We start from the raw sequence: 25,742 nt of genomic DNA, 5'->3' as shown, positions 1-25,742 counted from the left end.
CGGCGCCGCCCCGGCTCAGAACTGGTTGCGGTAGTAGAGCGTCGGATTGCCGTTGCTGCGGCGCAGCCCGATGCGCGCGCCGCTGTCCAGCTGCAGGCCGATGAACTTGTCGGCGAAGAAGCTCTTGGCCGTCCTGGAAGCGAGCTTCATCTCCACCCTAGCGCCGAAGACGGGATCGCGCTGCTGGATCAGCGCCATGGCATCGGTGGGCGGCGCCAGGCGGCGCCAGGCGGCGAAATCGATCTGCTTGCCGGCGATGGGCTGGCGCCAGTTCAGGCCCAGGTCCACGCTGCCGGGCACGGCGGCGCCGGGCAGGGCGTCGCGGGCCGTGATGGAGAGGCGCGGGACCCTGCGCCCGGCGGGGACCGGCACCTCGATGTCGCCCAGCGCGGCCACCTGCACGTTGTCCCCGAGCGCGGCGACCTGCACGGCATCCTGCTGGCTCCAGGCGGGAAGGCACAGGCAGGCGGCGGCCGCCCAAACCGCGACGCCGATGCCTGGCATCGGGACTCCGCGAACACGGCACGCCGCTCGGCGCATGAGGAACCTCCCTGGTGTCTCTTGCGTGGCAGTGTGCGAAGCAGGCGCCGCCGCACGTGTGGGACGCATCCGTCGCGTGATGTCGGCCGGCGCAGCCGCACGCTGTGCGAGACGTCGCATGCCTGGCAATCGCTGACAATCGCGGCCGTGATCGATTTCCTGTCGCGCCAGCGCGCCGCCACCTCGTCCGGCCGGGCCGCCCGCCATGGCCTCGGCAGCTACCTCGCCTTCGCCTTTTCCCTCCTGTCGGTGCTGGTCACCGGCGTGCTGCTGGCGGTCAGCGAGCGCATCGCGGGCGACCAGGTGCGATCGAGCATCGGCGGCAACCTGGCGGAACTGGCCAACCAGACGACCAGCCGGCTCGATCGGGCCATGCACGAGCGCCATCGCGAGGTGGGCCTGATGGCGCAGCGCCTGGCCGGCATCAGCGATCCGGACCGCATCCGGGCCGAGCTGGACACCCTGCAGCGCACCTACCGCCACTACGCCTGGATCGGCCTCGCGGGGCCGGCCGGCAAGGTGGTCGCCTCCACCGGCGGCATGCTGGCCGGCGCCGACGTGACGGCGCGCCCCTGGTTCAACGAGGGCCGGGCGCGCCCCTACCTGGGAGACGTGCACGAAGCGGTGCTGCTGGCGCGCCTGCTGCCCAATCGCAGCGCGCAGCCCCTGCGGTTCGTCGACATCGCGTTCCCCGTCGGCGGCGCCGGCCGCAACGATCCCTCGGTGCTGGGCGCGCACCTGTCCTGGGAATGGGCGCGGGAGATCGAGCAGGTCATCTTCCTGCCGGTCACCCGCGACAAGTTCGCCGAGCCGCTGATCGTCTCGGCCAGCGGCGTGGTGCTGCTCGGGCCGCCCGACGTCGAGGGGCGCCAGCTCACGCTGCCCAGCCTGGCCGCCGCGACCTCGCACCGCGGCTATGTCGCCGAGCGCTGGCCGGACGGCAAGGACTACCTGGTCGGCTACAGCCACGACCGCGGCTACCAGAGCTACCCCGGCCTGGGCTGGCGCGTGCTCGTGCGCCAGGACCTGGCCGAGGCATACGAGCCCGTGCGCAGCCTGCAGCGGCACCTGGCGCTGTGGGGACTGGGCGTCGCCGCGCTGTTCAGCCTGATCGGCTGGCTGGCGGCGCGGCTGGTGACGCGGCCGCTGATCCAGCTGTCGGCGGATGCCCGCACGCTCGAGCAGGGCGGCTCGCTGGCGCCGCTGGCCGCGGCTCCCTACCGCGAGGTCGAGCAGCTCGGCGGCGCGCTGCGCTCGCTGGTGGCCAACCTGCAGCAGAAGGAAGCGGCGCTGCGCGACCTGAACGCCTCGCTGGAGCGCCGCGTCGAGGAGCGCACGGCCGCCCTGCGCGAGACCTTCGAGCACGTGCGGGAGAACGAGCGCCGCATCCAGACCATCCTTGAATCGGCGCCGGACCCGTTCATCGGGGTCGACTTCGACGGCAGGATCACCGACTGGAACCCGCGCGCCGAGGCCCTGTTCGGCTGGCGCCGCGACGAGGTCGTGGGCCGCTCGCTCATCGACACCATGGTGCCCGAGCGCTACCGTGCGTCCGCCGGCCGGGCGCTCGAGCTGGTGCGCAGCATCAAGACCGCGCCGCTGGGCGGCGCGCCGGTGGAGCGGGTCGTGGTGGACCGCCACGGGCGCGAGATCGAGGTCGAGCTGCGCGTGGGCGTGGTCAACACCGGCAAGCTGCAGCTGCTGTGCGGCTTCATGCACGACATCTCCCACCGCAAGGAAGTCGACCGGCTCAAGAGCGAGTTCGTCTCCACCGTCTCGCACGAGCTGCGCACGCCGCTCACCTCGGTGTACGGCTCGCTGCGGCTGCTGGCCGGCGGCGTGGCGGGCACGCTGTCGCCGCAGGGCCGGCAGCTGCTGGACATGTCCACGCGCAGCTGCGAGCGGCTCATCCGTCTGATCAACGACGTGCTGGACGTCGAGCGCATCGCCTCCGGCCGGCTGGCGCTGCAGCCGGAGCGGCTCGACCTGCGCCAGGTCGTCGAGCGCGCGCTGCACGACACGGCCGCCTATGCGCAGGGGCTCGGCGTGCGCGTGCGGCTCGACGCCGCCGACGAGCCGTTGTGGGTCACCGCCGACGCCGATCGCATCACGCAGGTGGTCGTCAACCTGGTCTCCAACGCCGCCAAGTTCTCGCCCGGCGGCGACGAAGTCGTCGTGGCGCTGCAGCAGCGCGGCGCGAACGCGCGCGTCGGCGTGGTCGACCACGGCCCGGGCATCCCGCCGGCGTTCCGCGCGCGGATGTTCGAGCGCTTCGCCCAGGCCGACGCCAGCGACCGGCGCGAGAAGGGCGGCACGGGCCTGGGGCTGAACATCTGCCGCAGCATCGTGCAGGCGCACGGCGGCACGATCGGCTTCGACAGCCAGCCGGGCGTGCGCACGGAGTTCTTCTTCGAGCTGCCGCTGGGCGGCGCAGGCCAGGACGGCGACGCCGTTGGGCCAGGTCCGGCCCGAGGCTGACGGCGCGCGGCCTCTCGCCAGCGACAGGCGGGCTTGGATGCCGAAGCGGCAGCGCCCGGCCCGCAGTCGCCGCGCTCCCGGCTGGCATTCCGCGGCCTCATGTCGCGCCGGAACGCGCCGGCAATAATGGGCTTTCCCATGAGCCCTTCGCATGTCGCAGCCGCTGGTTCGCCTTCCTCCGCTTGACCTCGTTCGCGGGTTCGTCGCCGTCGGGCGCCGCATGAGCATCACGCAGGCCGCCGACGACCTGTGCGTCACGCAGTCGGCGATGAGCAAGCAGGTGCGCGCGCTCGAGGACATGCTCGGCGTGAAGCTGCTGCACCGCAGCTGGCGCAGCGTGCGCTTCACCGCCGAGGGCGAGCGGCTGTTCCGCAGTGCCGATGCCGCCCTGCAGCAGTTGCAGGATGCGATGGAGGCGTTCCACACGGGCGGGCGCCGGCCGGTCACCATCACCGCCAGCATCGGGGTGGCCGGCCTGTGGCTGCTGCCGCGGCTGGGCGAGTTCCAGCGCAGCCATCCCGAGGTGGACGTGCGCGTGGCGGCCAGCAACAGCGTGCTCAACCTGGCCTCCGAGCAGATCGACTTGGCGATCCGCTACTGCGCCGACGACCAGGCGCCGCGCGGCGCGGTCCGGCTGTTCGGCGAGACGATCGCGCCCGTGGCCAGTCCCACCCTGGGCCTGCACGCGCTGGACAGCGAACGCACGCTGGGCCGCCAGGTGCTGCTGGAGTACGAGGATCGCCGGCCCTGGCTGCAATGGGCCGACTGGCTCGCGGCGCGCCGCTGGTCCCTGCACCAGGCGCGCAGCGTGCTGCGCTTCAACCAGTACGACCAGGTGATCCACGCCGCGGTCGCGGGGCAGGGCGTGGCGCTGGGCCGGCTGGAGCTGCTGGCGCCGATGCTGGAGGACCGTAGGCTAGTGCTGGTGCCCGGCGCCGGCCAGGCCGAGCCCAGCACCTATGCGTACTGGCTGGTGCTGGCCGACGGGGCCCCGCGCCGCGAGGTGGCGAAGGTCGCCGACTGGATCCGCGCCGAGGCCGCGCCGTCGGGAGCCGCCACGGCTTGACATGCCGGTGCGGCATGCGGCCCGGCCGTCAAGTCGGGTGACGGCCGCTGTCCTGCTGCCAACAATGGAATCTCACGCGCAGTGCTGCGCGTTCGCGGCGGGCAGCGTGCCCGCCCGTCTTCCCCCGGAGTTTCCATGCCCCACAACGCCCGTCCGGCCCTCGCGCCCGCCCTCGTGGCGACGCTCGTCGCCGCCTGCCTGATCTCCCTGCTCTCGTTCGGCGTGCGCAGCGCGTTCGGTCTGTTCACCGACCCGCTCACGCGCGAGCTCGGACTCTCGCGCGAGGTGTACGCGATCGCGATCGCCCTCCAGAACATCGCCTGGGGCGTCGCCCAGCCCTTCGCCGGCATGGTGGCCGACCGGCACGGCGCGCGCCGGGTGCTGCTGGCCGGCGCGGTGCTCTATGGCGCCGGCATCGTGGGCCTGGCGTTCGCGGCCACGCCGGTGGCGATCTGCCTGACGGCCGGCCTGCTCACCGGGCTGGGAATGGGCGGCGCTTCCTACGTGACGGTGCTGGCGGCGCTCGGCCGCGCGATGCCCGAGTCGCACCGCTCCTGGGCCCTGGGGCTGGGTACCGCGGCGGGCTCGCTCGGGCAGTTCGTCGTCGTGCCGCTGACCCAGGCCCTGATCGGCGCCGCCGGCTGGCGCGAGGGCGCCTGGGCGATGGCGGGCGCGATCGCACTGATCCTGCTGGCGGCGCCGCTCGTGCGTGGGGACGCGCCCCTGCGGCCGGCGCGCGGCGCGGCGGGCGCGAGCAGCGCCGAGGTGGTCGGCGCCGCATTGCGCCACCCCAGCTACGTGCTGCTCGTGCTCGGATTCTTCGTCTGCGGCTTCCAGCTGGCCTTCATCACCACCCACTTTCCCGCCTACCTGGCCGACAAGGGGCTGGACGGTTCGATCGCCTCGTGGGCCATCGCCATGGTGGGCCTGTTCAACGTGGCGGGCGCGTATGCCGCCGGCGTGTGGGGTGCGCGCCTGAGCAAGAAGAACCTGCTGGCCGGGATCTACTTCGGCCGCGCCGTGGTGCTGCTGGCCTTCGTGCTGACGCCGGTGGGCAAGCTGTCGGTGCTCGCCTTCGGCGCGGCCATGGGGCTGCTGTGGCTGTCGACTGCGCCGCTCACCTCGGCGCTGGTGGGCACCTTCTTCGGCACGCGCTGGATGGCCACGCTGTTCGGCATCGTCTTCTTCAGCCACCAGGTCGGCTCGTTCCTCGGCGTGTACCTGGGCGGCGCCCTGTTCACGCTCACCGGCTCGTACGACATGGTGTGGTGGTGCTGCATCGCGCTGTCGGTGATCGCGGGCGCGGTCAACCTGCCGATCCGCGAGCGCGCGTCGCAGCCGTTCGGCCGCCTCGCGGCCGCCTGAAGGGAAACCAAGTGCTGCGCCATGCCGTCGCGCTGGCCGGCGCCGTGGTGCTGCTGCTGGCGGCCGCGCTCGCGCTCGACCGGCTGGCGGCCGCCAGCCCGGCGCCGGGCGTGGTCTGGCTCGCCGCCGCGGAGCCGGCAGGTCGGCAGCTGCAGCAGTTCGGCGACGACACGCGTGTGGCGGGGCTCTGGGCCGGCGGTCGCGTCGTGCAGCTGCAGGTGCCGTCGCTGCGCACCACCCAGGGCTGGCACGTCGGCGGCTGGATGCTGCGGCTGCCGGGGTCGATGCTGGCCTGGCCCGGCTGCGGCTAGGAGTGGAGGGAAGGGGGATCCGCACCGGTGGCGATGTGCCCTGCGCAGGCCAGCTAACGCGGCTTCTTGCGCCGCTCCACCCCCGGCTCGTACGCGGTGGCCAGGGCGCTGTCCAACCGGCGCAGCTTGTGCAGCGCCTTGACCGCCGTCACCTGCGACTCCGAACTGCGTTCATCGGCGCCGTCCGCCCGCGGCGGTGCCCGGCCTGGCGCCTGGTCGTTGTCATTCCTTGTTGTCTTGTCCACCGGGGCACTATGCGGGCCCGCCCTCGGCCCGGTTGCGGGCGCTTCGCCTGCGTGCGGGTGGGGTGGGCGGCTGCGGGGCCGTAGGACCTGTCCTTGGGGACGCAGTGCGATCGGGAGGGGATGGCGACGCTCGGAGGAAGCGCCACATCACCACCGCTGGCATTCGGAGGCGCTGCCCGGTCCGCGCGCGGTCGCTTCGGCCATGCCATGCGGATCGGATGTGGCCGCCGTGCCGTCCCGAGTCCCGCAGGAGGTTTGTCACGGTGGGCGCGTGACGATTCGCCGCGGGCCTTCCTATGGCCGGCTCGCGGCCGAATGCGTACGCTCGAGATTCGCTCCAGGCCTCGCACCATGCACTCCACCTTGCCCATCCAGCGCGGCCGCCAGCGCGGCGCCACCATCATCGAGTACGCGCTGCTGGTGTCGGTGGTCTCGATCGGGCTGGTCGTGGCCCTGCCTTTGCTCACCACCCGGGGATTCTGTGAACTGGGCGCCCGGTTGGCCGAGCTGTTCGGAGGCACCCCTGCCGCCTGCGGTGGTGGCCCGGGCGGCGGACAGGGTGGCGGACAGGGTGGCGGCGGCCAAGGCGGTGGCGGAGGCGGTGGCGGAGGCGGTGGCGGAGGCGGTGGCGGAGGTGGCGGCGGGGGAGTCGGCGGCGGTGGCGCAGGGGGCGGCGGCGGTGGCGGCGGCCCCGGTGGCGGCTCGGGCGGAGGCGCCGGCGGGGGCGGGCCGGGGGGCGGCGGTGGCCCAGGCGGCGGCGCGGGCGGTGGAGGTGGCAGCGGCGGAGCGGGTGGCGGTGGCGGCGGTGGGGGCGGCAAGGGCCGACCTTGAGCGGCCGCGTCGACAGGGCAAGTCGTGTGGCGGAGCCTTGCGCGGGGCCGCATCGAGTCGACGCTCCGGCCGATGTGTCGCGATGGCTTGACGTCCGGGTGACACCGACAGGTGACACGGATGGCGCACGAATCGGCCTGGCGAGCGCCAGGTCATTGATTCGGAACGCATCTTGTGGAAAGAGGTGACGAGCCTTACCCCCGGCACTGGCTCCACAGTTAGGGCTGCTTGGTTCCCCACCTGACCCGGTTGGCCGCTTCACCATGCGGGGAGGCCCGTCACTGCCGATTGTAGGCGACTCGCACGCGAGTCGCGCCGCTGAGTTGGGTGCATCGCGCCCTTAGAATGCCCGCGATGTCGTACGTCGTGCTCGCCCGCAAGTACCGGCCCCGGACCTTCGGGGAGATGGTCGGGCAGGAGCACGTCGTGCAGGCCCTCGCCAACGCCCTCACGCAGCAGCGGCTGCACCACGCGTACCTGTTCACCGGCACGCGCGGCGTGGGCAAGACCACCGTCTCGCGCATCCTCGCCAAGTCGCTCAACTGCCAGGGCCCCGACGGGCAGGGCGGCATCACGGCCGCGCCGTGCGGCGTCTGCCAGGCCTGCACCGAGATCGACGCCGGCCGCTTCGTCGACTACACCGAGCTGGACGCCGCCTCCAACCGCGGCGTGGACGAGGTGCAGACGCTGCTCGAGCAGGCCGTCTACAAGCCGGTGCAGGGGCGCTTCAAGGTCTTCATGATCGACGAGGTGCACATGCTCACCGGGCACGCGTTCAACGCGATGCTCAAGACGCTGGAGGAGCCGCCCGAGTACCTCAAGTTCGTGCTGGCCACCACCGATCCGCAGAAGGTGCCGGTCACGGTGCTGTCGCGCTGCCTGCAGTTCAACCTGCGGCCGATGGCGCCCGAGACCGTGCAGGGCCACCTGGCGCACGTGCTCGAGGCCGAGGGCATCCCCGCCGATCCGCAGGCGCTGCGCCTGCTCTCGCGCGCCGCGCGCGGGTCCATGCGCGACGCGCTGTCGCTCACCGACCAGGCCATCGCCTACGGCGGCGGCAACCTGCAGGAGGCGGCCATCCGCCAGATGCTGGGCAGCGTCGACCGCAGCCACGTGTTCCGGCTGATCGACGCGCTGGCGGCCGGCGACGGCCGCGCGGTGGTCGAGATCTCCGAGGCGCTGCGCGTGCAGGGCCTGAGCGCCGGGGGCGCGCTGGAGGAAATGGCGGCCGTGCTGCAACGCATGGCCGTGGCGCAGGCGGTGCCCGGCCATGGCGGCGGCGACCCCGACGCCGCCGAGATCGCGCGGCTGGCCGCCGCGCTGCCGGCCGACCAGACGCAGCTGCTCTACACCATGTGCCTGCACGGCCGCGCCGAGCTCGGCCTCGCGCCGGACGAATACGCGGCGCTCACGATGGTGTTGTTGCGCCTGCTGGCCTTCCAGCCCGGCGCGTCCGCCTCGGCTGAAAAAAAAACTCCGCTCGTAGCCTCGCCGCCGCCTGAGCGGGAGCGGCCGGCTGCCTCGGCCTCGCCGCAGCCGTCCATGTCGGCGCCGCCGGCCCTGTCGCCGTCGCCGCCGCCGTCGCCGCCGCCCGCCCAACCCGTGGCGCGCCCGCCGGTGCCTGGCATGGCGCCTCCCGTGGCGCCCGAGCGCGCCGCACCCCCGGCCGCGACCCTGCCGCCCGGGCAGGTGCTGCCCGTCGTCGAAGCCCGCCCCGCGCGGCCGCCAGCTGGCGCGGTGCGCGAGCGATCCGCCCAGGACGTGATGGGCGTGCCGGTGCGCACGCAGCCCGAGCCGCTGCGCGAGACGCCGGCGCCGGCCACCGACTTCGTGCGCACGGAGGAGGGCGATTTCTGGCACGCCACGGTGCAGCAGCTGGTGGCCAGCGAGGCGATCACCGCGCTCGTGCGCGAACTGGCGCTGCAGTCGCAGCTGGTCGCGCGCGACACCGGGCACTGGCTGCTGCGCGTGGAGCGCGAGTCGCTCAACCAGGGGCCGACGCGCGAGCGCCTGCAGGGCGCGCTGCGCGCCGCCGGCCACGAGGTCGAGCTGGGCATCGAGATCGGGCCGGTCGCCGACAGCCCCGCGCGGCGCAATGCCGCCGCGGCCGCGCAGCGGCAGCGCGCCGCCGAGGAAGTGATCCGGAACGACCCCTTCGTGCAGCAGATGGTGCGCGACTTTGGGGCCAAAATCGTGCCTGGAAGCATCAAACCCGTGTGACGGCACGACGCCGCGCACCGACGCAAGGAAACCCACCATGTTCAACAAGGGACAGCTCGCCGGCCTCATGAAACAGGCCCAGGCGATGCAGGACAACCTGAAGAAGGCGCAGGACGAACTCGCCACCATCGAGGTGACCGGCGAGTCCGGCGCCGGGCTCGTGAAGGTCACCATGACCTGCAAGCACGACGTCAAGCGCGTGGCCATCGACCCGAGCCTGCTCGCGGACGACAAGGACATGCTGGAGGACCTGGTCGCCGCCGCGTTCAACGCCGCCGTGCGCAAGGCCGAGGAAACCTCGCAGGAGAAGATGGGCAAGATCACCGCCGGCATGCCTGGGCTGCCGGGCGGGATGAAGCTGCCCTTCTGAGCGCTTGGCCGACTCGACCCTCAACGCCCTGATCGAAGCCCTGCGGCGCCTGCCGGGCGTGGGGGTGAAGTCCGCCTCGCGGATGGCGTTCCACCTGCTGCAGCACGACCGCGAGGGCGCCCAGCTGCTCGCGCAGTCGCTGATGCAGGCCACGGCGCGCATCCGCCACTGCACGCTGTGCCACACCTTCACCGAGGACGAGGTCTGCGCCACCTGCCGCGACCCGAACCGTGACGCCACCAAGCTGTGCGTGGTGGAGACGCCCGCCGACCAGGCCGCGCTGGAGCGCACCGCCGCCTACCGCGGCCGCTATTTCGTGCTGATGGGCAAGCTCAGCCCGCTGGACGGCATCGGCCCGCGCGACATCGGGCTGGCCAAGCTGTTCGACCGCGCCACCGACGGTGTCGTGCAGGAGGTGATCCTGGCCACCAACTTCACCGCCGAGGGCGAAGCCACGGCGCACGTGATCGGCGAAGCACTCAAGCAGCGCGGGCTGCAGGTCACGCGCCTGGCGCGCGGCGTGCCCGCGGGCAGCGAACTCGAATACGTGGACCTGGGCACCATCGCGCACGCGCTGGTGGACCGCCGCTGAAGGGCGCGCATCCGGCCACGACGATCAAGACAACGACAACGACAACGACACGACAACGATCGACGAGAGGGAGCGAAGGGGAACGATGACGACGATGCGATTCACCGTGGCCTACTGGTGCGTGCTGGTGGCCGTGCTGCTGCCCTACCTGTGCTCCTACCTGGCCAAGTCCGGCGGCTTCGGCAAGCCGCGCAGCCAGGGCGGCTACGACAACCAGGCGCCGCGCGCCTGGCTCGACCGGCTCACCGACTGGCGCGCGCGCGCCAACGCCGCGCAGGCCAACAGTTTCGAGGCGCTGCCGTTCTTCATCGGTGCGGTCATCATCGCGCACCAGCTGGCCGCGCCGCAGACCCGCCTGGACATCCTGGCGGTGCTGTTCGTCACGCTGCGGATCATCTACATCGCCATGTACGTGGCGGGCCTGGCCACCGTGCGCTCCGCGATCTGGGCGGCCGCGTTCCTGGTCAACATCGCCATCCTGCTGTCCGCCTGGCAGTAGCGCCGCGCTGAACCTTTCCGCTTTACGTGAAAACCCGCAAGGGGAGGTCCGGATGCGGTTCGCGGGGGTGCTGGGTACGCTCGCTGCACACGAGAAGCAGAGAGGAAAACACCCCATGACCACCCCCCGCCTGACCCGCCGCGGCTTCACCATCGCCGCGGGGGCCGCCGCCGCCACGCTGGCCGTGCCCGCGCTGCGCGCGCAGGGCCGCATCGAGAAGCCCAGGCTCGCCATCGCGGTGGGCGGCAAGGCGGCGTTCTACTACCTGCCGCTCACCATCTCCGAGCAGCTGGGGTACTTCAAGGCCGAGGGCCTGGAGGTCGAGATCTCCGACTTCGCCGGCGGCGCCAAGGCGCTGCAGGCGCTGGTGGGCGGCTCCGCCGACATCGTCAGCGGCGCGTACGAGCACACCATCAACATGCAGAGCAAGAACCAGTTCATCGAGTCGATCGTGCTCATGGGCCGGGCTCCGCAGATCGCCATGGGCGTGTCGACCAAGACCATGCCGCACTACAAGCAGCTGTCCGACCTGCGCGGCAAGAAGATCGGCGTGTCGGCGCCCGGCTCGTCCACGAACATGGTGGCCAACCTCGTGCTCTCGCGCGCAGGCATCAAGGCCAGCGAGGTCAGCTACGTGGGGGTCGGCACCGCCGCCGGCGCGCTCACCGCCCTGCGCTCGGGGCAGATCGACGCCATGAGCAACACCGACCCGGTGATGACGATGCTCGAGCAGCGCGGCGACGTGAAGATCATCAGCGACACGCGCACCCTCAAGGGCACGCAGGAGGTGTTCGGCGGGCCGATGCCGGCGGCGTGCCTGTACACGAACGCCGAGTTCGTCAAGAACAACCCGAACACCTGCCAGGCGCTGGCCAATGCGATCGTGCACGGCCTCAAGTGGCTGCAGACCGCCGGTCCCAGCGACATCATCAAGACCGTGCCCGAGGCCTACCTCCTGGGCGACCGCGCGCTGTACCTGGCGTCGTTCAACAAGGTGCGCGAGGCGATCTCGCTGGACGGCCAGCTGCCCGACGAGGGCGCGCGCACCGCGCTGAAGGCGCTGGCCAGCTTCGAGCCGAGCGTCAAGCCCGAACGCATCGACCTCGCCAAGACCTACACCAACGTCTTCGCGCGCCGGGCCAAGGACAAGTACAAGGCGTGACGCGCCGCGTCCCGCGCACCGCGGCCGGCCCCAGTGGCCGGCTCGTCGTTTGGTAGGCTAGCGGCCCATGTCGCACGCACTCGAACTCCTGGACATCTCGGTCACGTTCCGATCGAAGGACGACCCGGGCCAGCGCTACACGGCGGTCAGCCGCACCACGCTGCGCATCGCGGCGGGCGAATTCGTCTCGGTCGTGGGCCCCACCGGCTGCGGCAAGTCGACGTTGCTGAACGTCGGGGCCGGGCTGCTGCAGGCTTCCTCCGGCGAGGTGCGCGTGTTCGGCGAGCCGCTGGCCGGGGTGAACCGCCGCGCCGGCTACATGTTCCAGGCCGAGGCTCTGATGCCCTGGCGCAGCACCATCGACAACGTGATGGTGGGCCTGCAGTACCGGGGCGTGCCCGAGGCGCAGGCGCGCGAGGAGGCGCAGGCGTGGCTGGCGCGCGTCGGGCTCTCCGGCTTCGAGGACCGCTATCCGCACCAGCTGTCGGGCGGCATGCGCAAGCGCACCGCGCTCGCCCAGGTGCTCGCGCTCGACCCGGACATCATCCTGATGGACGAACCGTTCTCGGCGCTCGACATCCAGACCCGCCAGCTGATGGAAAACGAGGTGCTGGACCTGTGGGCCGCCAAGCGCAAGGCGGTCCTGTTCATCACGCACGATCTCGACGAGGCCATCGCGATGAGCGACCGCGTGGTGGTGCTGTCGGCCGGGCCCGCCACGCACCCGATCGGCGAATTCACGATCGACCTGCCGCGTCCGCGCGACGTCGCCGAGGTGCGCACCGACCCGCGCTTCGTCGAGCTGCACACGCAGATCTGGGGCGTGCTGCGCGACGAGGTCCTCAAGGGCTACGCCCAGCAACTGAAGAAGGCGGCCTGACCATGTGGAGCGCCCTGCGTCCCGGCGAGAAGAACCTGCGTGCCTGGCAGGTCGGCTTCCTCCTCGTCATCCTGGTGCTCTGGCACGTCGTCTCGCGCAATGACCAGACGGCCTTCTTCCTCGGCGAGCCGATCAAGGTCGCCGGCCGCGTCTGGTCGTGGTTCCTGCCGGTGGCCGTGGCGCCGAACGCGCTGTTCCCCGACGGCCTGGAGGGCCGCGCCGACATCTATGTGCACCTGGGCGTCACGCTGCTGGAGACGGTGCTGGCCTTCGGCATCGGCACGCTGCTCGGCCTGGCCTTCGGCCTGTGGCTCGCGCTGGCGCCCACGGCCAGCGCGATCCTCGACCCCTACATCAAGGCCGCCAACTCGATGCCGCGCGTGATCCTGGCGCCGATCTTCGCGCTGTGGTTCGGCCTGGGCATCTGGAGCAAGGTGGCGCTGGCGGTCACGCTGGTGTTCTTCATCGTGTTCTTCAACGTCTACCAGGGCGTCAAGGAGGTCAGCCCGGTGGTGCTGGCCAACGCGCGCATGCTCGGGGCCAACCGCAAGCAACTGCTGCGCACCGTCTACCTGCCCAGCGCCACCAGCTGGGTGTTCTCCAGCCTGCACACCTCGGTGGGCCTGGCCTTCGTGGGCGCGGTGGTCGGCGAATACCTGGGCTCGGCGCGCGGCGTCGGTTACCTCATCCTGCAGGCCGAGGGCACGTTCGACGTCAACACGGTGTTCGCCGGCATCGTCGTGCTGACCGCGTTCGCCCTCGTGCTGGACGGCCTCGTCGGCCGCATCGAGCGCCGCCTCATGAAGTGGCAACCGAGGCAGGGCGAGACCGAGAAGCTCTAGCCCTCCCGTCCTGTCCCGTTGCCGGCCCGCTGCCGCGTGGCCGGCTCTTCCAATGGCAAGGCGTAACGGTTGAAACGCGCCCCCGTGGCTCATGTGCTTCAACCTGAAGTTCTGCACACTGGCTGCTCCGCGCCTGCACGGATGTCGCAGGCGACCCCTTGGTCGACACACGGACAGGACAGGCATGAAAGTCGTTTTGTTTTGTGGTGGGTTGGGCATGCGCATCCGCGATGCCGAGAATTTGCCCAAGCCCCTGGTGCACATCGGGGACCGGCCGCTCCTGTGGCACGTGATGAAGTACTACGCCCACTTCGGGCACAAGGACTTCATCCTCTGCCTGGGGTACCGGGCGGACGCCATCAAGAACTACTTCCTCAACTACAACGAGTGCGTCTCGAACGACTTCGTGCTGTCCGGCGGCGGCAAGACGCTCGAGCTGATGGGACGCGACATCGAGGACTGGCGCATCACGTTCGCGGACACGGGCATCTCCTCCAACATCGGCCAGCGGCTGCGCGCCGCGCGCAAGTACCTGGAGGGCGAGGACGAGTTCCTGGCCAACTACAGCGACGGCCTGACCGACCTGCCGCTGCCCGAGCACCTGGAACACTTCCACCGGCAGGACAAGGTGGCCAGCTTCATGTGCGTGCGGCCGAACCTCAGCTACCACGTGGTCGCCATGCAGGAAGGCACCGACCTCGTCACCGACATCCATCCGATCAACAACGGCAACGCGCGCATCAACGGCGGCTTCTTCGTCTTCAAGAAGGACATCTTCCGCTACATGCGGGACAACGAGGAGCTGGTCGAGGAGCCGTTCCGGCGGCTCGCCCGCGAGCGGCAGCTGCTGGGCTACGTGTACGACGGCTTCTGGGCCAGCATGGACACCCTCAAGGACAAGCAGCAGCTGGAGAGCCTGTACGCCAGCGGGGCCGCGCCCTGGGTGATGTGGAAGGGCAGCGGCAAGGCCCGGGAGACCGGGCACCTGCAGGTCGTGCCGAACTGAGCTGGCGCCATGCTGCCGATCCAGTTCCGCCGGGATCCAGCCGCGCCGCTCAAGGTCCTGTTGCTGGGGGCGCATTGCGACGACATCGAGATCGGCTGCGGCGGCACCATCCTGCACCTGCTGGCCGGCCGGCCGGATGTCGAGGTGACCTGGGTGGTCTTCAGTTCCACCGCCGAGCGTGAGCAGGAAGCGCGCGCCAGCGCGGCGCTGTTCCTGCGCGATGCGGGCCGGCCGGCGCGCGTGATCGTCCAGAAATTCCGCGACGGCTTCTTTCCGTACCAGGGCGCGGAGATCAAGCAGTCGTTCGAGAGCCTCAAGCGCGAGGTCGACCCCGACGTCATCTTCACCCACTACCGCGACGACCGCCACCAGGACCACCGCACCATCAGCGACCTGACGTGGAACACGTGGCGCCGGCACCTGATCCTCGAGTACGAGATCCCCAAGTACGACGGCGACCTGGGCAGCCCCAACTTCTTCAACCCGCTGGACCGGGTCTCCTGCGAGCGCAAGGCCAGGCACATCTGCCAGGTCTTCCAGTCCGAATCCAACAAGGCGTGGCTGAGCGAAGACACCTTCCTGGCGCTGGCCAGGTTGCGCGGGGTGGAGTGCGCCGCGCCCGGCCGGTACGCCGAAGCGTTCTACTGCCGCAAGCTAGTGCTCGGGCCCTGAATTGCCGGCGGCGCACGGCGCCAGCAGGCCGTGGTCCAGGAGCAGTTGCGCCGCTTCCCGCACCACGTCGAACGGGATGCCGGCGCGCTCGGCGATGTCGAGCAGGCCGAAGCGCCCATCCGAGAGGTTGAGCACCCACAGCATGGCCATCTCCAGCTGCCGGATGCCGCGCCCGCCCACCGCGCGGTACAGGCCGCGCTTTCCCAGCTGCGGCTCGCACTTCGGATTCAGGTTCAGGTACGCACGGTCGTGCTCGAGCACGTCGAACACCGAGACGATGGTGCCCAGGGCATCGGCCAGCTGGCCCGGGTCGACGAAGCCCGGGTCGTCGGCCGACGTGTGGTACTGCGGAAACTGGCCATGGTGGCTGCGCATCAGGCAGCCGACGGGCAGGTCGAAGCCCGGCGAGCCGTACTGGCGCTCGTCGTAGCCGTAGGGCGAGAAGTCGATCGTGCTGAAGTCCCGCAGCGAGTGCTGCAGGACGTGCCGCACCGCGACGTCGATCGGCGCATCGCCCCGGCGGCTCTTCTTGTAGGTGAAGCCGGCGCGGTCGCCGATGCAGGTGAGCACCAGGCCGTGGCGGATGCGGTGCGCGCGATCCTCGTTGCGGCTCAGCCACGTGATCGAGCCGATCGTGCCGGGAATGAACAGGAATCGGTAGGTGTAGCGGCGCGGCGCCTGCGCCATGCATTTTGCGAGGTAGGTCGCCACGACCACGCCCGACAGGTTGTCGTCGCACAGCGAGGGATGGCAGACGTGGCAGGACACCAGCACCTCCTCGTCCGACGTGCCCGCGAGCACGCATTCGCCATAGGTCAGGTGGCCGTCGGCCAGCGTCGAATCGATGCACACCTCGTAGTCGCCCTCGGCCATCTGCTCCAGCTGCCGGTGCGGCAGGCAGAAGCCCCAGGACTCCTCGTAGTAGGAGGTTCGATAGGGAATCAGGTCCGGCTGGTCGGGCAACGAGTGCAGGTGGGGGCGCAACTCGGCCAGGGACATCGTGCGCCGCACCGGCACGCTGTAGTTGACGACGTGCAGGTTGTGGCGGCGGAAATCGATGATCCGCTCGCCCCTGGCGTCCTTCACCCAGGCATCGCGGATGTTCCACTCGCGGGGAACGGTCCAGTCGAACACCGGGGTGCCGCTGGGCACCTCGTGCACCTCGAGCGGGATCTCCTGCTGCAGCCGCGCCAGCGTCTGGCGCACGCCGTCGCCAGTGATGCTGCGGCAGATCGGATAGAGCTCGCGCACCAGCCCATGCATCCGCGGGCCGAGCACCGCGAAGTCGCGGCCAGCCCCGGCCCCCGAAGTCACTCGAAGACCTCCACCTCGGGGATGGGCACCACGAACCTGCCGCCCCATTCGCGGATGTACGACAGCTGCTCCCGGATCTCCTTCCTGAGGTTCCAGGGCAGGATGAACACGTAGTCGGGCCGCGTCTCGCGCAGCTTGTCCGGGGCGTACACGGGGATGTGCGTGCCCGGCAGGAACTTGCCGTGCTTGTACGGGTTGCGGTCGACCGTGTAGTCCAGGAGGTCGGTGCGGATGCCGCAATAGTTCAGCAGGGTGTTGCCCTTGCCGGGCGCGCCGTAGCCGGCCACCGTCTTGCCGTTGCGCCGGGCGTCGATGAGAAAGCCGAGGATGTTCCGCTTGGTCGCCTTGACCTGCTCGTCGAAGGACCGGTACGTCTCCATGCGGGTGAAGCCGGCGGCTTCCTCGCGCCTGGCCAGTTCGCGCACGCGCTCGCCCACGGGATGCGAATCGTCGCCGGCATGGCAGGCGTAGACGCGCAGCGAGCCGCCGTGGCTCGCCAGCTCCTCGACGTCGAACACCGCGAGGTCGAACCGCGCCAGCACCTTCATCGCGGTGATGAACGAGAAGTACGAGAAGTGCTCGTGGTAGATCGTGTCGAACTGGTTGCCCTCCATCAGCCGCATGAGGTGGGGAAACTCCAGCGTGATCACGCCCCGCGGCTTGAGCAGGATCTTCATGCCCTCGGTGAAGCTGCACAGGTCGGGCACGTGGGCGAACACGTTGTTCCCCAGGATCAGGTCGGCGCGGATGCCGTCGCGCACCATCTCGAGCGCCAGGTCGCGGCCGAAGAACTTCACCAGCGTCGGGATGCCTTTCTTGGTCGCCTCGCGGGCGACGTTCGCCGCCGGTTCGACGCCCAGCACGGGCACGCCCTGCGCCATGAAGTACTGCAGCAGGTAGCCGTCATTGCTGGCCAGCTCGACGGCCAGGCTCTCGCGGCCCAGGTGGAAGCGGTCCACCATCCGCTCGGTGTAGGCCTTGGCGTGGGCCAGCCAGCTGTCCGAGTAGGACGAGAAGTACGCGTACTCGGTGAAGATGTGTTCGGGGCTGACGTACTCCTCCAGCTGCACCAGGAAGCAGTGCTCGCACACGTGCACGTGCAGCGGATAGAACGCCTCCATCTGGTTCAGTTGCTCGGCCGCCAGGAAGCTCTCGCACGGCGGCGACATGCCCAGGTCGGTGAACGTGTGGTGCAGCGCGGCACCGCAGAAGCGGCACGTGGGCTGCCTCAGCGGACTCTTCCTTGGCGCATCGAGCTGGTTCATCATGGTCGACATGGATGAAATGACCTCCGATCAAGGCTGGGTCCGGCCGAAGGGCCCGCTGGCTGGACAGTGATTTCATTATCAGAACGGGAAGCGGGCCGGAGGGGGCAGGCGCGTCGGACGGCGCGAGGCCATCGCGTAGGACGGCGCCGAAAAGGCCGAGTCGCCATTCACGCGTGCGCCGTGCGTCCCTATAGTTGGCGCGGCAGTGTGACCGGGCCCGCCACGGCGGCGGGGCGATGGTCCTGCCCCGAGGGAGAAGCAATGCAGCCACGTATTGTGTTCCTGGTGATGTCGGCGGTCGCCAAGCCACAGACGGTCGACCAGCTGGCCCGCGCGCTCGCGCCGCACACCGTGCTCGTGCATCACGACTTCTCGCAGACGCCGGACTTCGCCCTGCAGGCGCCGAACGTCCGGTTCGTGCCCGATCCCAGGCGCACCGGCTGGGCCTTCTTCGGCTTCGTCGACGGCATCTTCCACTCGCTGCGGTACGCGCTGGCCCATCTGGACTTCGACTACCTGCAGCTGCTCAGTCCCACGTGCCTTCCGATCGCCCCGATGGCGCAGTTCGAGGCCCGCGTGTCCGGGGACGCGCAGGCGCACTTTGACTGCGTCGACCTGCTGCGCGATCGCGACGCGCTGATGAACGTGGGCTACCGCGCGTTCACGCCGCAGGACTCGTTCCGCCACCGGCTGGCCCGGCGCGCCACCGATGCCTATTTCGCCCCGTCGTGCGGGCGCCGGGACGAAGCGGGAATCTGGCTGCGCAGCGGCGGGGGCAGGGGACTGCTGGCACGGCCGGCGGAACTGCTCATCCACGCGCTGCGGCACCCCTCGATCGCGCGCCATCCGTTCGACGACAGCTTCCATCCGTACTACGGCACGGCCTGGTTCGGCGCCCGCCGCGAGATCGTCGCGGGCATGGTCGGCCTGTTCGCGCGGCCAGGCATGCGCGACTACTTCAGCCGGCTGCGCATCCCCGAGGAGTTCCTGTTCCCGACTTTCCTGATGCAGCTCGTCACCACCAAGGGGCCGATGAACCACGTGGTCAAGGCGTACAACGGCGCGCGCACCGGCTGCTTCGGCGAGGGCGACCTGGAGCTGCTGCGCAACTCGCGCGCATTCTTCGCGCGCAAGTTTCCGGACGACCCGCAGGCCCCGATCCGGCTGCAGGTGCTCGCACAGCTTCTGCACGAGGCGCCGTCGCGGGCGGTGGCGGATGCGGTGCCACTGCCGCTGCGCACGCTCGCCGGCACCCGGGCGGCCCCCGAGGCGCCGAGGGCCAAGCCCGGACTGCACGTGCACCAGGCGCCCAACCTGGGCGGCGGGGCCGTGAGGCCATGATCTTCACGCCGACCGAGCTGGCCGGCGCGACGCTGGTCGACCCCGAGCCGCGCTGCGATGAACGCGGCTCCTTCGCGCGCACCTATTGCGAGCGCGAGTTCGCGGCCCACGGCCTGCCGGCGCGGATGGTGCAGGCCAACATGTCCGTCACGCGCCACGCGGGCACGGTGCGGGGGATGCACTGGCAGGCCGCGCCGCACCAGGAGGACAAGCTGGTGTGCTGCGTGCGCGGGGCCGTCTGGGACGTGATCGTCGACATCCGCCCCGAGTCGCCGACCTGCTGCAGGTGGCTGGGCGTCGAGCTGAGCGAGGCGAACGGGCGGATGCTGCTGGTGCCCAAGGGGTTCGCCCATGGGTTCATCGCGCTGTCGGACGACGCAGTCGTCTGCTACCAGATGTCCGAGTTCCACGCGCCGGACGCCGCGCGCGGCGCGCGGCACGACGACCCGGCGTTCCGCATCGAGTGGCCGGTGCCGGTGACGCAGGTTTCGCAGAAGGACCGTGCCTGGCCGGACTTCGTCCGCTGAGGCGCCGCGACCATCGAATCACGAGCAAGGAAAGGGATCACCATGAAGCTGCTTGTCACGGGTGTCGAAGGCTACATCGGGTGCCTGCTGGCGCCGCTCCTCCAGGCGCGCGGGCACGAGGTCGTGGGGTTCGACACGGGTTACTACCGCGACGGGTGGCTGTTCAGCGACCGCGTGCTGGTGCCTGGCCTGCCGCGCACGATCTACGGCGACATCCGCGAGCTGCAGCCCGAGCACCTGCAGGGTGTCGACGCGGTGGTCCACCTGGCGGAGCTATCCAACGACCCGCTGGGCGAGAACGTCCCCGAGCTGACGTTCCAGATCAACCACCAGGCCTCGGTGCGGCTGGCCGGGCTGGCCAGGGCCGCGGGCGTGAAGCGCTTCGTCTACACGTCCTCGTGCAGCGTCTATGGCGTGGCGGACGGCGGCGAGCCGATGACCGAGCGCTCGCCGGTCAATCCGCAGACCGCGTACGCCACCTGCAAGACGCTGGTCGAGCGCGACGTCGGCGCGCTGGCGGCGCCGGGTTTTTCGCCGACCTTCCTGCGCAACGCGACCGCCTACGGGGCCTCGCCCAGGATGCGGTTCGACATCGTGCTGAACAACCTGTGCGGCGTCGCGGCCACGACCGGCAAGATCGCGATGACCAGCGACGGCACGCCCTGGCGCCCGCTGGTGCACGTGCTGGACATCTGCGAGGCGATCGCCTGCGTGCTGGAGGGGCCGCAGGACGCAGTCCACGGCGAGGTCTTCAACGTGGGCCACGACGCCGACAACTACCAGGTGCGCGAGATCGCGCAGATCGTGGCGACGGTCTATCCCGGCTGCGAGCTGACCTTCGGGCCGAGCGGCGGCGACAACCGCAGCTACCGGGTCGACTTCTCGAAGATCCACCGGCAGCTGCCCGGCTTCCGCTGTGCCTGGGACGCGCGCCGGGGCGCCCGCCAGCTGCATGAGGTGTTCGAGCGCATCGGCATCGACGCCGCCACCTTCGCCGCCAGGCCGTTCACCCGGCTCAAGCAGCTGAAGTACCTCAGCGCGTCGGGGCAGCTCGACGACCGGTTCTTCTGGCGGCATTGAGGGCGCCGCGGTCCACGCGCGCCCCGCAGCATGGACCGCCCGAGGTGCGTCAGCGGCGCTTTTGCTTCTGCACCGCGCGGGTGCGGGGCTTGCCGCCGCCGGCATTGCGCGGGCCGTGCGGCAGCTTCATGGCGGCGCCGTGCACGCGGGGCCCCGCCTTGGCGCGCACTGGCACGTACACCACCACCTGCTGGCCGGCCTTGAAGCTGGCGCCGCTGCCCACGTTGTTCCACTCGGCCACCTGCGCCGGGGCGACGCGGAAGCGGCGCGCGATCGAGGCCACCGAGTCGCGCCGGCCCGCCTTGACGGTCATGCGGCGCAGCTGCATCTCGGGTGCGAGGCTGAGCTGGCCGTTCTGGGCCACGTGGCTGGCCACGTCGTCCGCCTTGTCGGGCGAGCGCGGCACCACCAGCACCGAGCCGCCCTTGATCAGCATGCGCGGCGGGATGGTGTTGATGCTGCGCAGCTCGTTCTCGCTCATGCCCGCGCGGCGCGCGGCCTCGGCGACGCTCATCGTGCCGGGCACCGTCCAGGCCGTCCAGGTGGCGAAGCGGCCCTCGGTGTAGGCGGCCAGGTTGCGCTGGAACACCTTGGCGTTGTCCCAGGGCAGCAGGATCTGCGGCGTGCCGGCGGCCAGGATCACGGGCCGGTTCAGCTGCGGGTTCAGGGCCTTGAAGTCATCCAGCTCCACCCCGGCGAGCTTGGCGGCCAGCGCCGTGTCGATGTCCCGGTCGACCGTCACCATGTCGAAGTACGGGTGGTTCTCGATGACCGGCAGCTCGGCGTGGAACTGGTCGGGGTTGGCCAGGATGTTCTTGACCGCCTGCAGCTTCGGGACGTAGTTGCGCGTCTCGTTGGGCATGTTCAGGTCGGTGTACGAGGTGCCCAGGCCGGCGCGCTGGTTGCGCGCGATGGCGCGGCTGACGTTGCCTTCGCCCCAGTTGTAGGCGGCCAGGGCGAGGTGCCAGTCGCCGAACATCGTGTACAGCCGCTGCAGGTAGTCGAGCGCGGCCCGCGTCGAGGCGAGCACGTCGCGGCGGTCGTCGCGAAAGAAGTTCTGCTTCAGGTCGTAGTCGCGGCCCGTGCCCGGCATGAACTGCCACATGCCCGCGGCACGCGCGCTGGACACCGCCTGCGGGTTGAACGCGCTCTCGACATAGGGCAGCAGCGCCAGTTCGCTCGGCATGCCACGGCGCTCCAGCTCCTCGACGATGTGGAACAGGTACTTGCGCGAGCGGTCCGTCATGCGTTGCATGTAGTCGGGCCGGCTCGCGTACCACTGCTCCTGCTGGTGCACCAGGTCGTTGTTCAGCTCGCGCATGGCGAAGCCGGCGCGGATGCGCTCCCACAGGTCGGCCGGCGGCTGCGTGGTCACCACGCTGCGCGACGGCGACATCTCGGTGGGCGTGATCGGCTTGAGGGGACCGCGGGGGAGCACGGCGGCCGGGGGCGGCGATGCTTCGCCGGTGACGGCGGGTGCGGACTTGGGGCTCGGCGTTTCGTCGGGGGCCGGGGTGGGCGTGCTGGCGCAACCGGCCAACAGGAGCGCCAGGACTAGGCCGGCGGCGTGCAGCTTCATCTGAATTCGTTCTTCCATTGGCGGATGGCGGTGAACACCGCCACGTCGTCCCCGGGACGGGCCCCGTCGAAAGCCTGCGCGGCGCGGGCCACGGCGGGCTCGCGAACGCGCAGGAACGGGTTGATGCGCAACTCCTCGCCCAGGGTGGCGGGCAGGGTCGGTTCGCCTCGCTGGCGCAGTGCCTCGCACCGGGCCTGGTAGCGGCGCAGGTCCTCGTTGTCCGGCTCCACGGCACGCGCGAAGCGCAGGTTGGACAGCGTGTATTCGTGCGTGCAGCACACCCGGGTGGCCGCGGGCAGCGCCGCGATCGCATCGAGCGACGCGAGCATCTGCGCCGGCGTGCCCTCGAACAGCCGGCCGCAGCCGCCGGAGAACAGGGTGTCGCCGCAGAACAGCAGGGGGCGGCCGTCCACGTCGGGTGCGTGGTAGGCGATGTGGCCGGCGGTGTGGCCGGGCACGTCCATCACCTCGAACGTGATGCCCAGCACCTGCACCGACTGGCCACCGGCCAGCGGGGTGAAGGGTGGCGGGATGCGTTCGCGCGCGGGACCGTACACCGGCGCGCCGGTGGCGTCGCGCAGGCGGTCGACGCCGCCCACGTGGTCCGGGTGGTGGTGCGTGACTAGAATCGCGTCCAGTTGCAAGCCGGACCGCTGCAGGAAGTCGAACACCGGTTGTGCGTCGCCGGGATCCACCACCAGCGCCCGATGCCCGTCATGCAACACCCAGAGGTAGTTGTCCTGGAAGGCGGGCAGGGGAATCAACGTCATGAGCGATGCGATTATAGGAATGCATGAGTGGTTCGAGACCCCCCCGGGCCGCTACCTGCTGGCCTGGGAGCGGGCCGAGTTCGATCGCGCCGTGGCGGACATCTTCGGCTACCACGCGCTGCAACTGGGCGTGCCGGAGCTCGATGCGCTCGCCGCCAACCGGATGCCGTACAAATGGCTCGGGCTGCGCGAGTCCGCGCCCGTCGCCGGCCCGCGCCGCCCCGCCTTGCTGACCGACTACGCGGCGCTGCCGTTCGAGGCCAACAGCCTCGACCTCGTCGTGCTGCCGCATGCGCTGGAATTGAACCACGACCCGCACGCCACGCTGCGCGAAGTCGAGCGCGTGCTGATGCCCGAGGGCAAGGTCGTGATTTCCTGCCTCAACCCGTATAGCCTGTGGGGCCTGCGCCAACGGCGCGCGCATTTGTACCGGCGCCTGGGCTTCGGCCAGCTGTTCCTGCCCGACGCGGGCGAGTTCATCGGCTACCGTCGCCTGCGCGACTGGCTGCGGCTGCTCAATTTCGAGGTCGAGACCGGCAACTTCGGCTGCTACCGGCCCGCGCTGCTGACCGACAAGTGGCTGGGCCGCTTCGACTGGATGGACATCGCCGGCGAGCGCTGGTGGCCCATCCTGGGCGCGGTGTACTTCATCGTCGCCACCAAGCGCATCCCGGGCCCCAAGCTGGTGGGCAAGTTCTGGAAACCGGCCAAGGCACTGCCCACGGCCCCGGTGCCGCTGGCCAACCGCCAGCCACAACACGACATGACCAAGGAGACGGTTTGAACCAGGTGGTGGTCTACACCGACGGCGCCTGCAAGGGCAACCCCGGCCCGGGCGGCTGGGGCGTCCTGCTGCGCTCGGGCAGCAACGAGAAGGAACTGTTCGGCGGTGAGCCGGGCACGACCAACAACCGCATGGAGCTCACGGCCGTGATCCAGGCGCTGTCGGCGCTCAAGCGCCCGTGCGCCGTCACGCTCTACATCGACAGCCAGTACGTGCTCAAGGGCATCACCGAGTGGCTGCCCGGCTGGAAGGCCAAGGGCTGGCGCACCGCCGGCAAGACGCCGGTGAAGAACGTCGAACTCTGGCAGCAGCTCGACGGCCTGGTGCAGGGCGGCGGCCACGTGATCGACTGGCGCTGGGTGCGCGGCCACAACGGCGATCCCGGCAACGAGCGCGCTGACGCGCTGGCCAACATGGGCGTCGAGGTGGCGCTCGGGCGCCGCAAGCCGCCGGCCGCCTGAGCCGCGGCCCGGTAAACGGCGCGTAAAGCCGGCCCCGCCGTCCCACGAACGAGCCGGGAGTTGGGGCGCGCCCTCATGGGCGCGGCGCATTGCGCTGCCACAATGATGCGTTGCCCGTCGCGGCGCGCTTGGCGCGCGGTGCCGGGGCCGTCTCCACCAGCCTCGAAGTCCATGGCCTCCAAGCCCCTCCACATCGCGATCGCCGCCGTCGGCATCGCGGCCGCCTCCGCCGCCGCCTGGTGGTACCAGCACAAGCCGGCCGCCACGGCGCCGACAGGTGCCGCCGCCTCCACCGCATCGGCGGGAGAGGCCGGCGCCAAGGCCGCCGCGCCGATGGTCGAAGTGGCGCGCGTGGAAGTGCAGCGCCTGAGCGACGACGCGCAGGCGGTGGGCAGCCTGCGTTCGCGCCAGAGCGTGATGCTGCGGCCCGAGGTCAGCGGCCGCATCACGCGCATCAACTTCCGCGATGGCGAGCGCGTGCGCCGCGGCCAGCTGCTGGTGCAACTGGACGACCAGCTGCCGCTCGCCCAGGTGCAGCAGGCCCGTGCCGAGCTGTCGATCGCGCGCGCCAACCACAAGCGCAACCAGGAACTGGTGGCGCAGAACTTCATCAGCCAGCGCCAGGTCGAGGAGAGCGCAGCCAACCTGCAGGTGGCCGATGCCAAGCTCGCCCTGGCCACGGCGACGGCGGCGCGCCTTCGGCTCGTGGCGCCGTTCGACGGCATCGCCGGCATCCGCACGGTGAACGTGGGCGACTACCTCAAGGACGGCGCGGACATCGTGAACATCGAGGACCTCGACGCCGTGTACGTCGACTTCCGGCTGCCCGAGCGCTACCAGGCCAAGCTCAAGCCGGGCCAGGTGGCGGTGGTGCAGACCGACGTGTTGCCGGGCCGCCGCTGGAACGCGGTGATCCAGGCGATCGATCCCGCCGTCGACGCGAACGGCCGCTCCATCGGCATCCGCGGCTGCATCGACAACCGCCAGCTCGCGCTGCGGCCGGGCATGTTCGCCCGTGTCAGTGCCATCTTCGGCCAGCGTGACGGCGCGCGCGTGGTGCCCGAGGAGGCCATCGTGCCGCAGGGCAACCGGCTGTTCGTGTACCGGCTCGTCGACGGCCCCGACCAGGACAGCAAGGTCGCCCAGCGGGTGGACGTGAAGGTCGGCATCCGCCAGCCCGGCCGCGTGGAGATCACCGAGGGCCTGCAGCCCGGCGACGTGGTCGTCACCGCGGGCCAGCAGCGCATCCAGCGCGATGGCATGGTGGTGCGCGTGATGGAGCTGGCCCGGGCCCCCGGTGCGACGCCAGCTGCGTCGGCGCCGGCGGCCGCCCCGGCCGACGCGGCGGCGCCCCCGGCCGCGAACGCCGGTGTCGCCACGGCACCGGCAGCGCCGGCCCCCGCGGCCGCCAGCCAGCCGGCCGCCGTCGCCGCCGCCAGGCCGGCCGGCGCCAATCCCTGCAGCACGACCCAGGTGGCGGACGCCACGGCGCGGGCCTCCGGGCCGGGCCGTCCCGCGCGCTGACCCGCAGGAGCCGCG

25 protein-coding genes and 1 other RNA gene are annotated in these 25,742 nt (G+C 70.9%); 19 read left to right on the top strand and 7 right to left on the bottom strand.

Going from position 1 to position 25,742, the window contains the following annotated elements:
- Positions 1-15: 15 nt before the first annotated feature.
- Positions 16-504, bottom strand: coding sequence for a hypothetical protein (locus AC3ANR_RS13190; protein WP_488288561.1), 489 nt, complete (start codon positions 502-504; stop codon positions 16-18).
- Between the two features lie 183 nt (positions 505-687).
- Here AC3ANR_RS13190 and AC3ANR_RS13185 point away from each other — a divergent pair, with 183 nt between their 5' ends.
- The 4 genes from AC3ANR_RS13185 to AC3ANR_RS13170 all read left to right on the top strand — a co-directional run bounded on the left by AC3ANR_RS13185 (position 688) and on the right by AC3ANR_RS13170 (position 5,760).
- The gene (locus tag AC3ANR_RS13185; protein WP_488288560.1) at positions 688-3,018 is read left to right on the top strand and encodes a sensor histidine kinase; all 2,331 of its coding nucleotides are present in this window, start codon (positions 688-690) and stop codon (positions 3,016-3,018) included.
- A gap of 151 nt (positions 3,019-3,169) precedes the next feature.
- Positions 3,170-4,084, top strand: coding sequence for a LysR substrate-binding domain-containing protein (locus AC3ANR_RS13180; protein ID WP_488288559.1), 915 nt, complete (start codon positions 3,170-3,172; stop codon positions 4,082-4,084).
- A gap of 135 nt (positions 4,085-4,219) precedes the next feature.
- A complete protein-coding gene (locus AC3ANR_RS13175; protein WP_488288558.1) occupies positions 4,220-5,449 on the top strand; it encodes an MFS transporter in 1,230 nt (409 codons plus the stop codon).
- Between the two features lie 11 nt (positions 5,450-5,460).
- Positions 5,461-5,760 carry a hypothetical protein gene (locus AC3ANR_RS13170; RefSeq protein WP_488288557.1) on the top strand — a complete coding sequence of 100 codons (300 nt, stop codon included), beginning with the start codon at positions 5,461-5,463 and terminating at the stop codon, positions 5,758-5,760.
- Between the two features lie 53 nt (positions 5,761-5,813).
- Here AC3ANR_RS13170 and AC3ANR_RS13165 read toward each other — a convergent pair whose 3' ends face one another.
- Both AC3ANR_RS13165 and ffs read right to left on the bottom strand, forming a co-directional pair.
- On the bottom strand, positions 5,814-6,005 hold the full coding sequence (locus tag AC3ANR_RS13165; protein WP_488288556.1) for a hypothetical protein: 192 nt from the start codon (positions 6,003-6,005) through the stop codon (positions 5,814-5,816).
- A 1,014-nt stretch (positions 6,006-7,019) separates the two neighbouring features.
- Positions 7,020-7,116: signal recognition particle sRNA small type (ffs, locus tag AC3ANR_RS13160), an RNA gene on the bottom strand.
- 74 nt (positions 7,117-7,190) lie between these two features.
- Between ffs and dnaX the strand changes: the two genes are divergently transcribed.
- The 9 genes from dnaX (at position 7,191) to AC3ANR_RS13115 (ending at position 15,079) form a co-directional block, all read left to right on the top strand.
- Positions 7,191-9,056, top strand: a complete 1,866-nt coding sequence (dnaX, locus tag AC3ANR_RS13155; protein ID WP_488288555.1) for a DNA polymerase III subunit gamma/tau — start codon at positions 7,191-7,193, stop codon at positions 9,054-9,056.
- Positions 9,057-9,093: 37 nt separating this feature from the next.
- Entirely contained in the window at positions 9,094-9,426 is a 333-nt protein-coding gene (locus AC3ANR_RS13150; protein WP_488288554.1) for a YbaB/EbfC family nucleoid-associated protein, read from the top strand.
- Positions 9,427-9,430: 4 nt separating this feature from the next.
- A complete protein-coding gene (gene recR / locus AC3ANR_RS13145) occupies positions 9,431-10,018 on the top strand; it encodes a recombination mediator RecR (RefSeq protein WP_488288553.1) in 588 nt (195 codons plus the stop codon).
- An 85-nt stretch (positions 10,019-10,103) separates the two neighbouring features.
- A complete protein-coding gene (locus AC3ANR_RS13140; protein WP_488288552.1) occupies positions 10,104-10,517 on the top strand; it encodes an MAPEG family protein in 414 nt (137 codons plus the stop codon).
- Between the two features lie 115 nt (positions 10,518-10,632).
- Entirely contained in the window at positions 10,633-11,679 is a 1,047-nt protein-coding gene (locus tag AC3ANR_RS13135) for an ABC transporter substrate-binding protein (RefSeq protein WP_488288551.1), read from the top strand.
- Between the two features lie 67 nt (positions 11,680-11,746).
- Entirely contained in the window at positions 11,747-12,559 is an 813-nt protein-coding gene (locus AC3ANR_RS13130) for an ABC transporter ATP-binding protein (RefSeq protein WP_488288550.1), read from the top strand.
- Between the two features lie 2 nt (positions 12,560-12,561).
- Positions 12,562-13,401, top strand: coding sequence for an ABC transporter permease (locus AC3ANR_RS13125; protein ID WP_488288549.1), 840 nt, complete (start codon positions 12,562-12,564; stop codon positions 13,399-13,401).
- A 217-nt stretch (positions 13,402-13,618) separates the two neighbouring features.
- Positions 13,619-14,407, top strand: coding sequence for a glycosyltransferase family protein (locus AC3ANR_RS13120; RefSeq protein WP_488288548.1), 789 nt, complete (start codon positions 13,619-13,621; stop codon positions 14,405-14,407).
- Positions 14,408-14,416: 9 nt separating this feature from the next.
- Entirely contained in the window at positions 14,417-15,079 is a 663-nt protein-coding gene (locus AC3ANR_RS13115; RefSeq protein WP_488288547.1) for a PIG-L deacetylase family protein, read from the top strand.
- On the opposite strand, the gene AC3ANR_RS13110 is transcribed toward AC3ANR_RS13115, so the two are convergent.
- Both AC3ANR_RS13110 and AC3ANR_RS13105 read right to left on the bottom strand, forming a co-directional pair.
- Positions 15,062-16,393 (bottom strand): DUF4910 domain-containing protein, encoded by a 1,332-nt coding sequence (locus AC3ANR_RS13110; RefSeq protein ID WP_488288546.1) that lies wholly within the window; start codon positions 16,391-16,393, stop codon positions 15,062-15,064. The genes AC3ANR_RS13115 and AC3ANR_RS13110 overlap by 18 nt on opposite strands.
- Complete coding sequence (locus AC3ANR_RS13105; protein ID WP_488288545.1) at positions 16,390-17,670, bottom strand: methyltransferase domain-containing protein; 1,281 nt, start codon at positions 17,668-17,670, stop codon at positions 16,390-16,392. Before AC3ANR_RS13105 ends, AC3ANR_RS13110 begins: the two co-directional genes overlap by 4 nt.
- 252 nt (positions 17,671-17,922) lie before the next feature.
- On the opposite strand from AC3ANR_RS13105, the gene AC3ANR_RS13100 reads away from it, so the two are divergent.
- Genes AC3ANR_RS13100 through AC3ANR_RS13090 form a run of 3 tightly spaced genes read left to right on the top strand, consistent with a single transcriptional unit; the run spans position 17,923 to position 20,609 of the window.
- Positions 17,923-19,002 (top strand): hypothetical protein, encoded by a 1,080-nt coding sequence (locus AC3ANR_RS13100; protein WP_488288544.1) that lies wholly within the window; start codon positions 17,923-17,925, stop codon positions 19,000-19,002.
- Positions 18,999-19,529 (top strand): dTDP-4-dehydrorhamnose 3,5-epimerase, encoded by a 531-nt coding sequence (gene rfbC, locus AC3ANR_RS13095; protein WP_488288543.1) that lies wholly within the window; start codon positions 18,999-19,001, stop codon positions 19,527-19,529. Before AC3ANR_RS13100 ends, rfbC begins: the two co-directional genes overlap by 4 nt.
- A gap of 42 nt (positions 19,530-19,571) precedes the next feature.
- Positions 19,572-20,609: an NAD-dependent epimerase/dehydratase family protein gene (locus AC3ANR_RS13090; protein ID WP_488288542.1), complete on the top strand. Its 1,038-nt coding sequence runs from the start codon at positions 19,572-19,574 to the stop codon at positions 20,607-20,609.
- 49 nt (positions 20,610-20,658) lie between these two features.
- Here the strand turns inward: AC3ANR_RS13090 and AC3ANR_RS13085 are convergent, their stop codons facing one another.
- Both AC3ANR_RS13085 and gloB read right to left on the bottom strand, forming a co-directional pair.
- Complete coding sequence (locus AC3ANR_RS13085) at positions 20,659-22,206, bottom strand: transglycosylase SLT domain-containing protein (protein WP_488288541.1); 1,548 nt, start codon at positions 22,204-22,206, stop codon at positions 20,659-20,661.
- Complete coding sequence (gene gloB / locus AC3ANR_RS13080; protein ID WP_488288540.1) at positions 22,185-22,958, bottom strand: hydroxyacylglutathione hydrolase; 774 nt, start codon at positions 22,956-22,958, stop codon at positions 22,185-22,187. The genes AC3ANR_RS13085 and gloB overlap by 22 nt, the downstream gene beginning before the upstream one ends.
- A gap of 19 nt (positions 22,959-22,977) precedes the next feature.
- On the opposite strand from gloB, the gene AC3ANR_RS13075 reads away from it, so the two are divergent.
- From AC3ANR_RS13075 to AC3ANR_RS13065, 3 genes are all read left to right on the top strand, one after another.
- Positions 22,978-23,742, top strand: a complete 765-nt coding sequence (locus AC3ANR_RS13075) for a class I SAM-dependent methyltransferase (protein WP_488288539.1) — start codon at positions 22,978-22,980, stop codon at positions 23,740-23,742.
- A complete protein-coding gene (rnhA, locus tag AC3ANR_RS13070) occupies positions 23,739-24,203 on the top strand; it encodes a ribonuclease HI (protein WP_488288538.1) in 465 nt (154 codons plus the stop codon). The genes AC3ANR_RS13075 and rnhA overlap by 4 nt, the downstream gene beginning before the upstream one ends.
- Positions 24,204-24,374: 171 nt before the next feature.
- A complete protein-coding gene (locus AC3ANR_RS13065; protein WP_488288537.1) occupies positions 24,375-25,727 on the top strand; it encodes an efflux RND transporter periplasmic adaptor subunit in 1,353 nt (450 codons plus the stop codon).
- The last annotated feature ends 15 nt before the right edge of the window (positions 25,728-25,742 follow it).

The sequence above is a fragment of the Ramlibacter sp. JJN2-2R genome (assembly GCF_057747835.1).
This window is presented reverse-complemented; position numbering and strand designations above follow the sequence as displayed.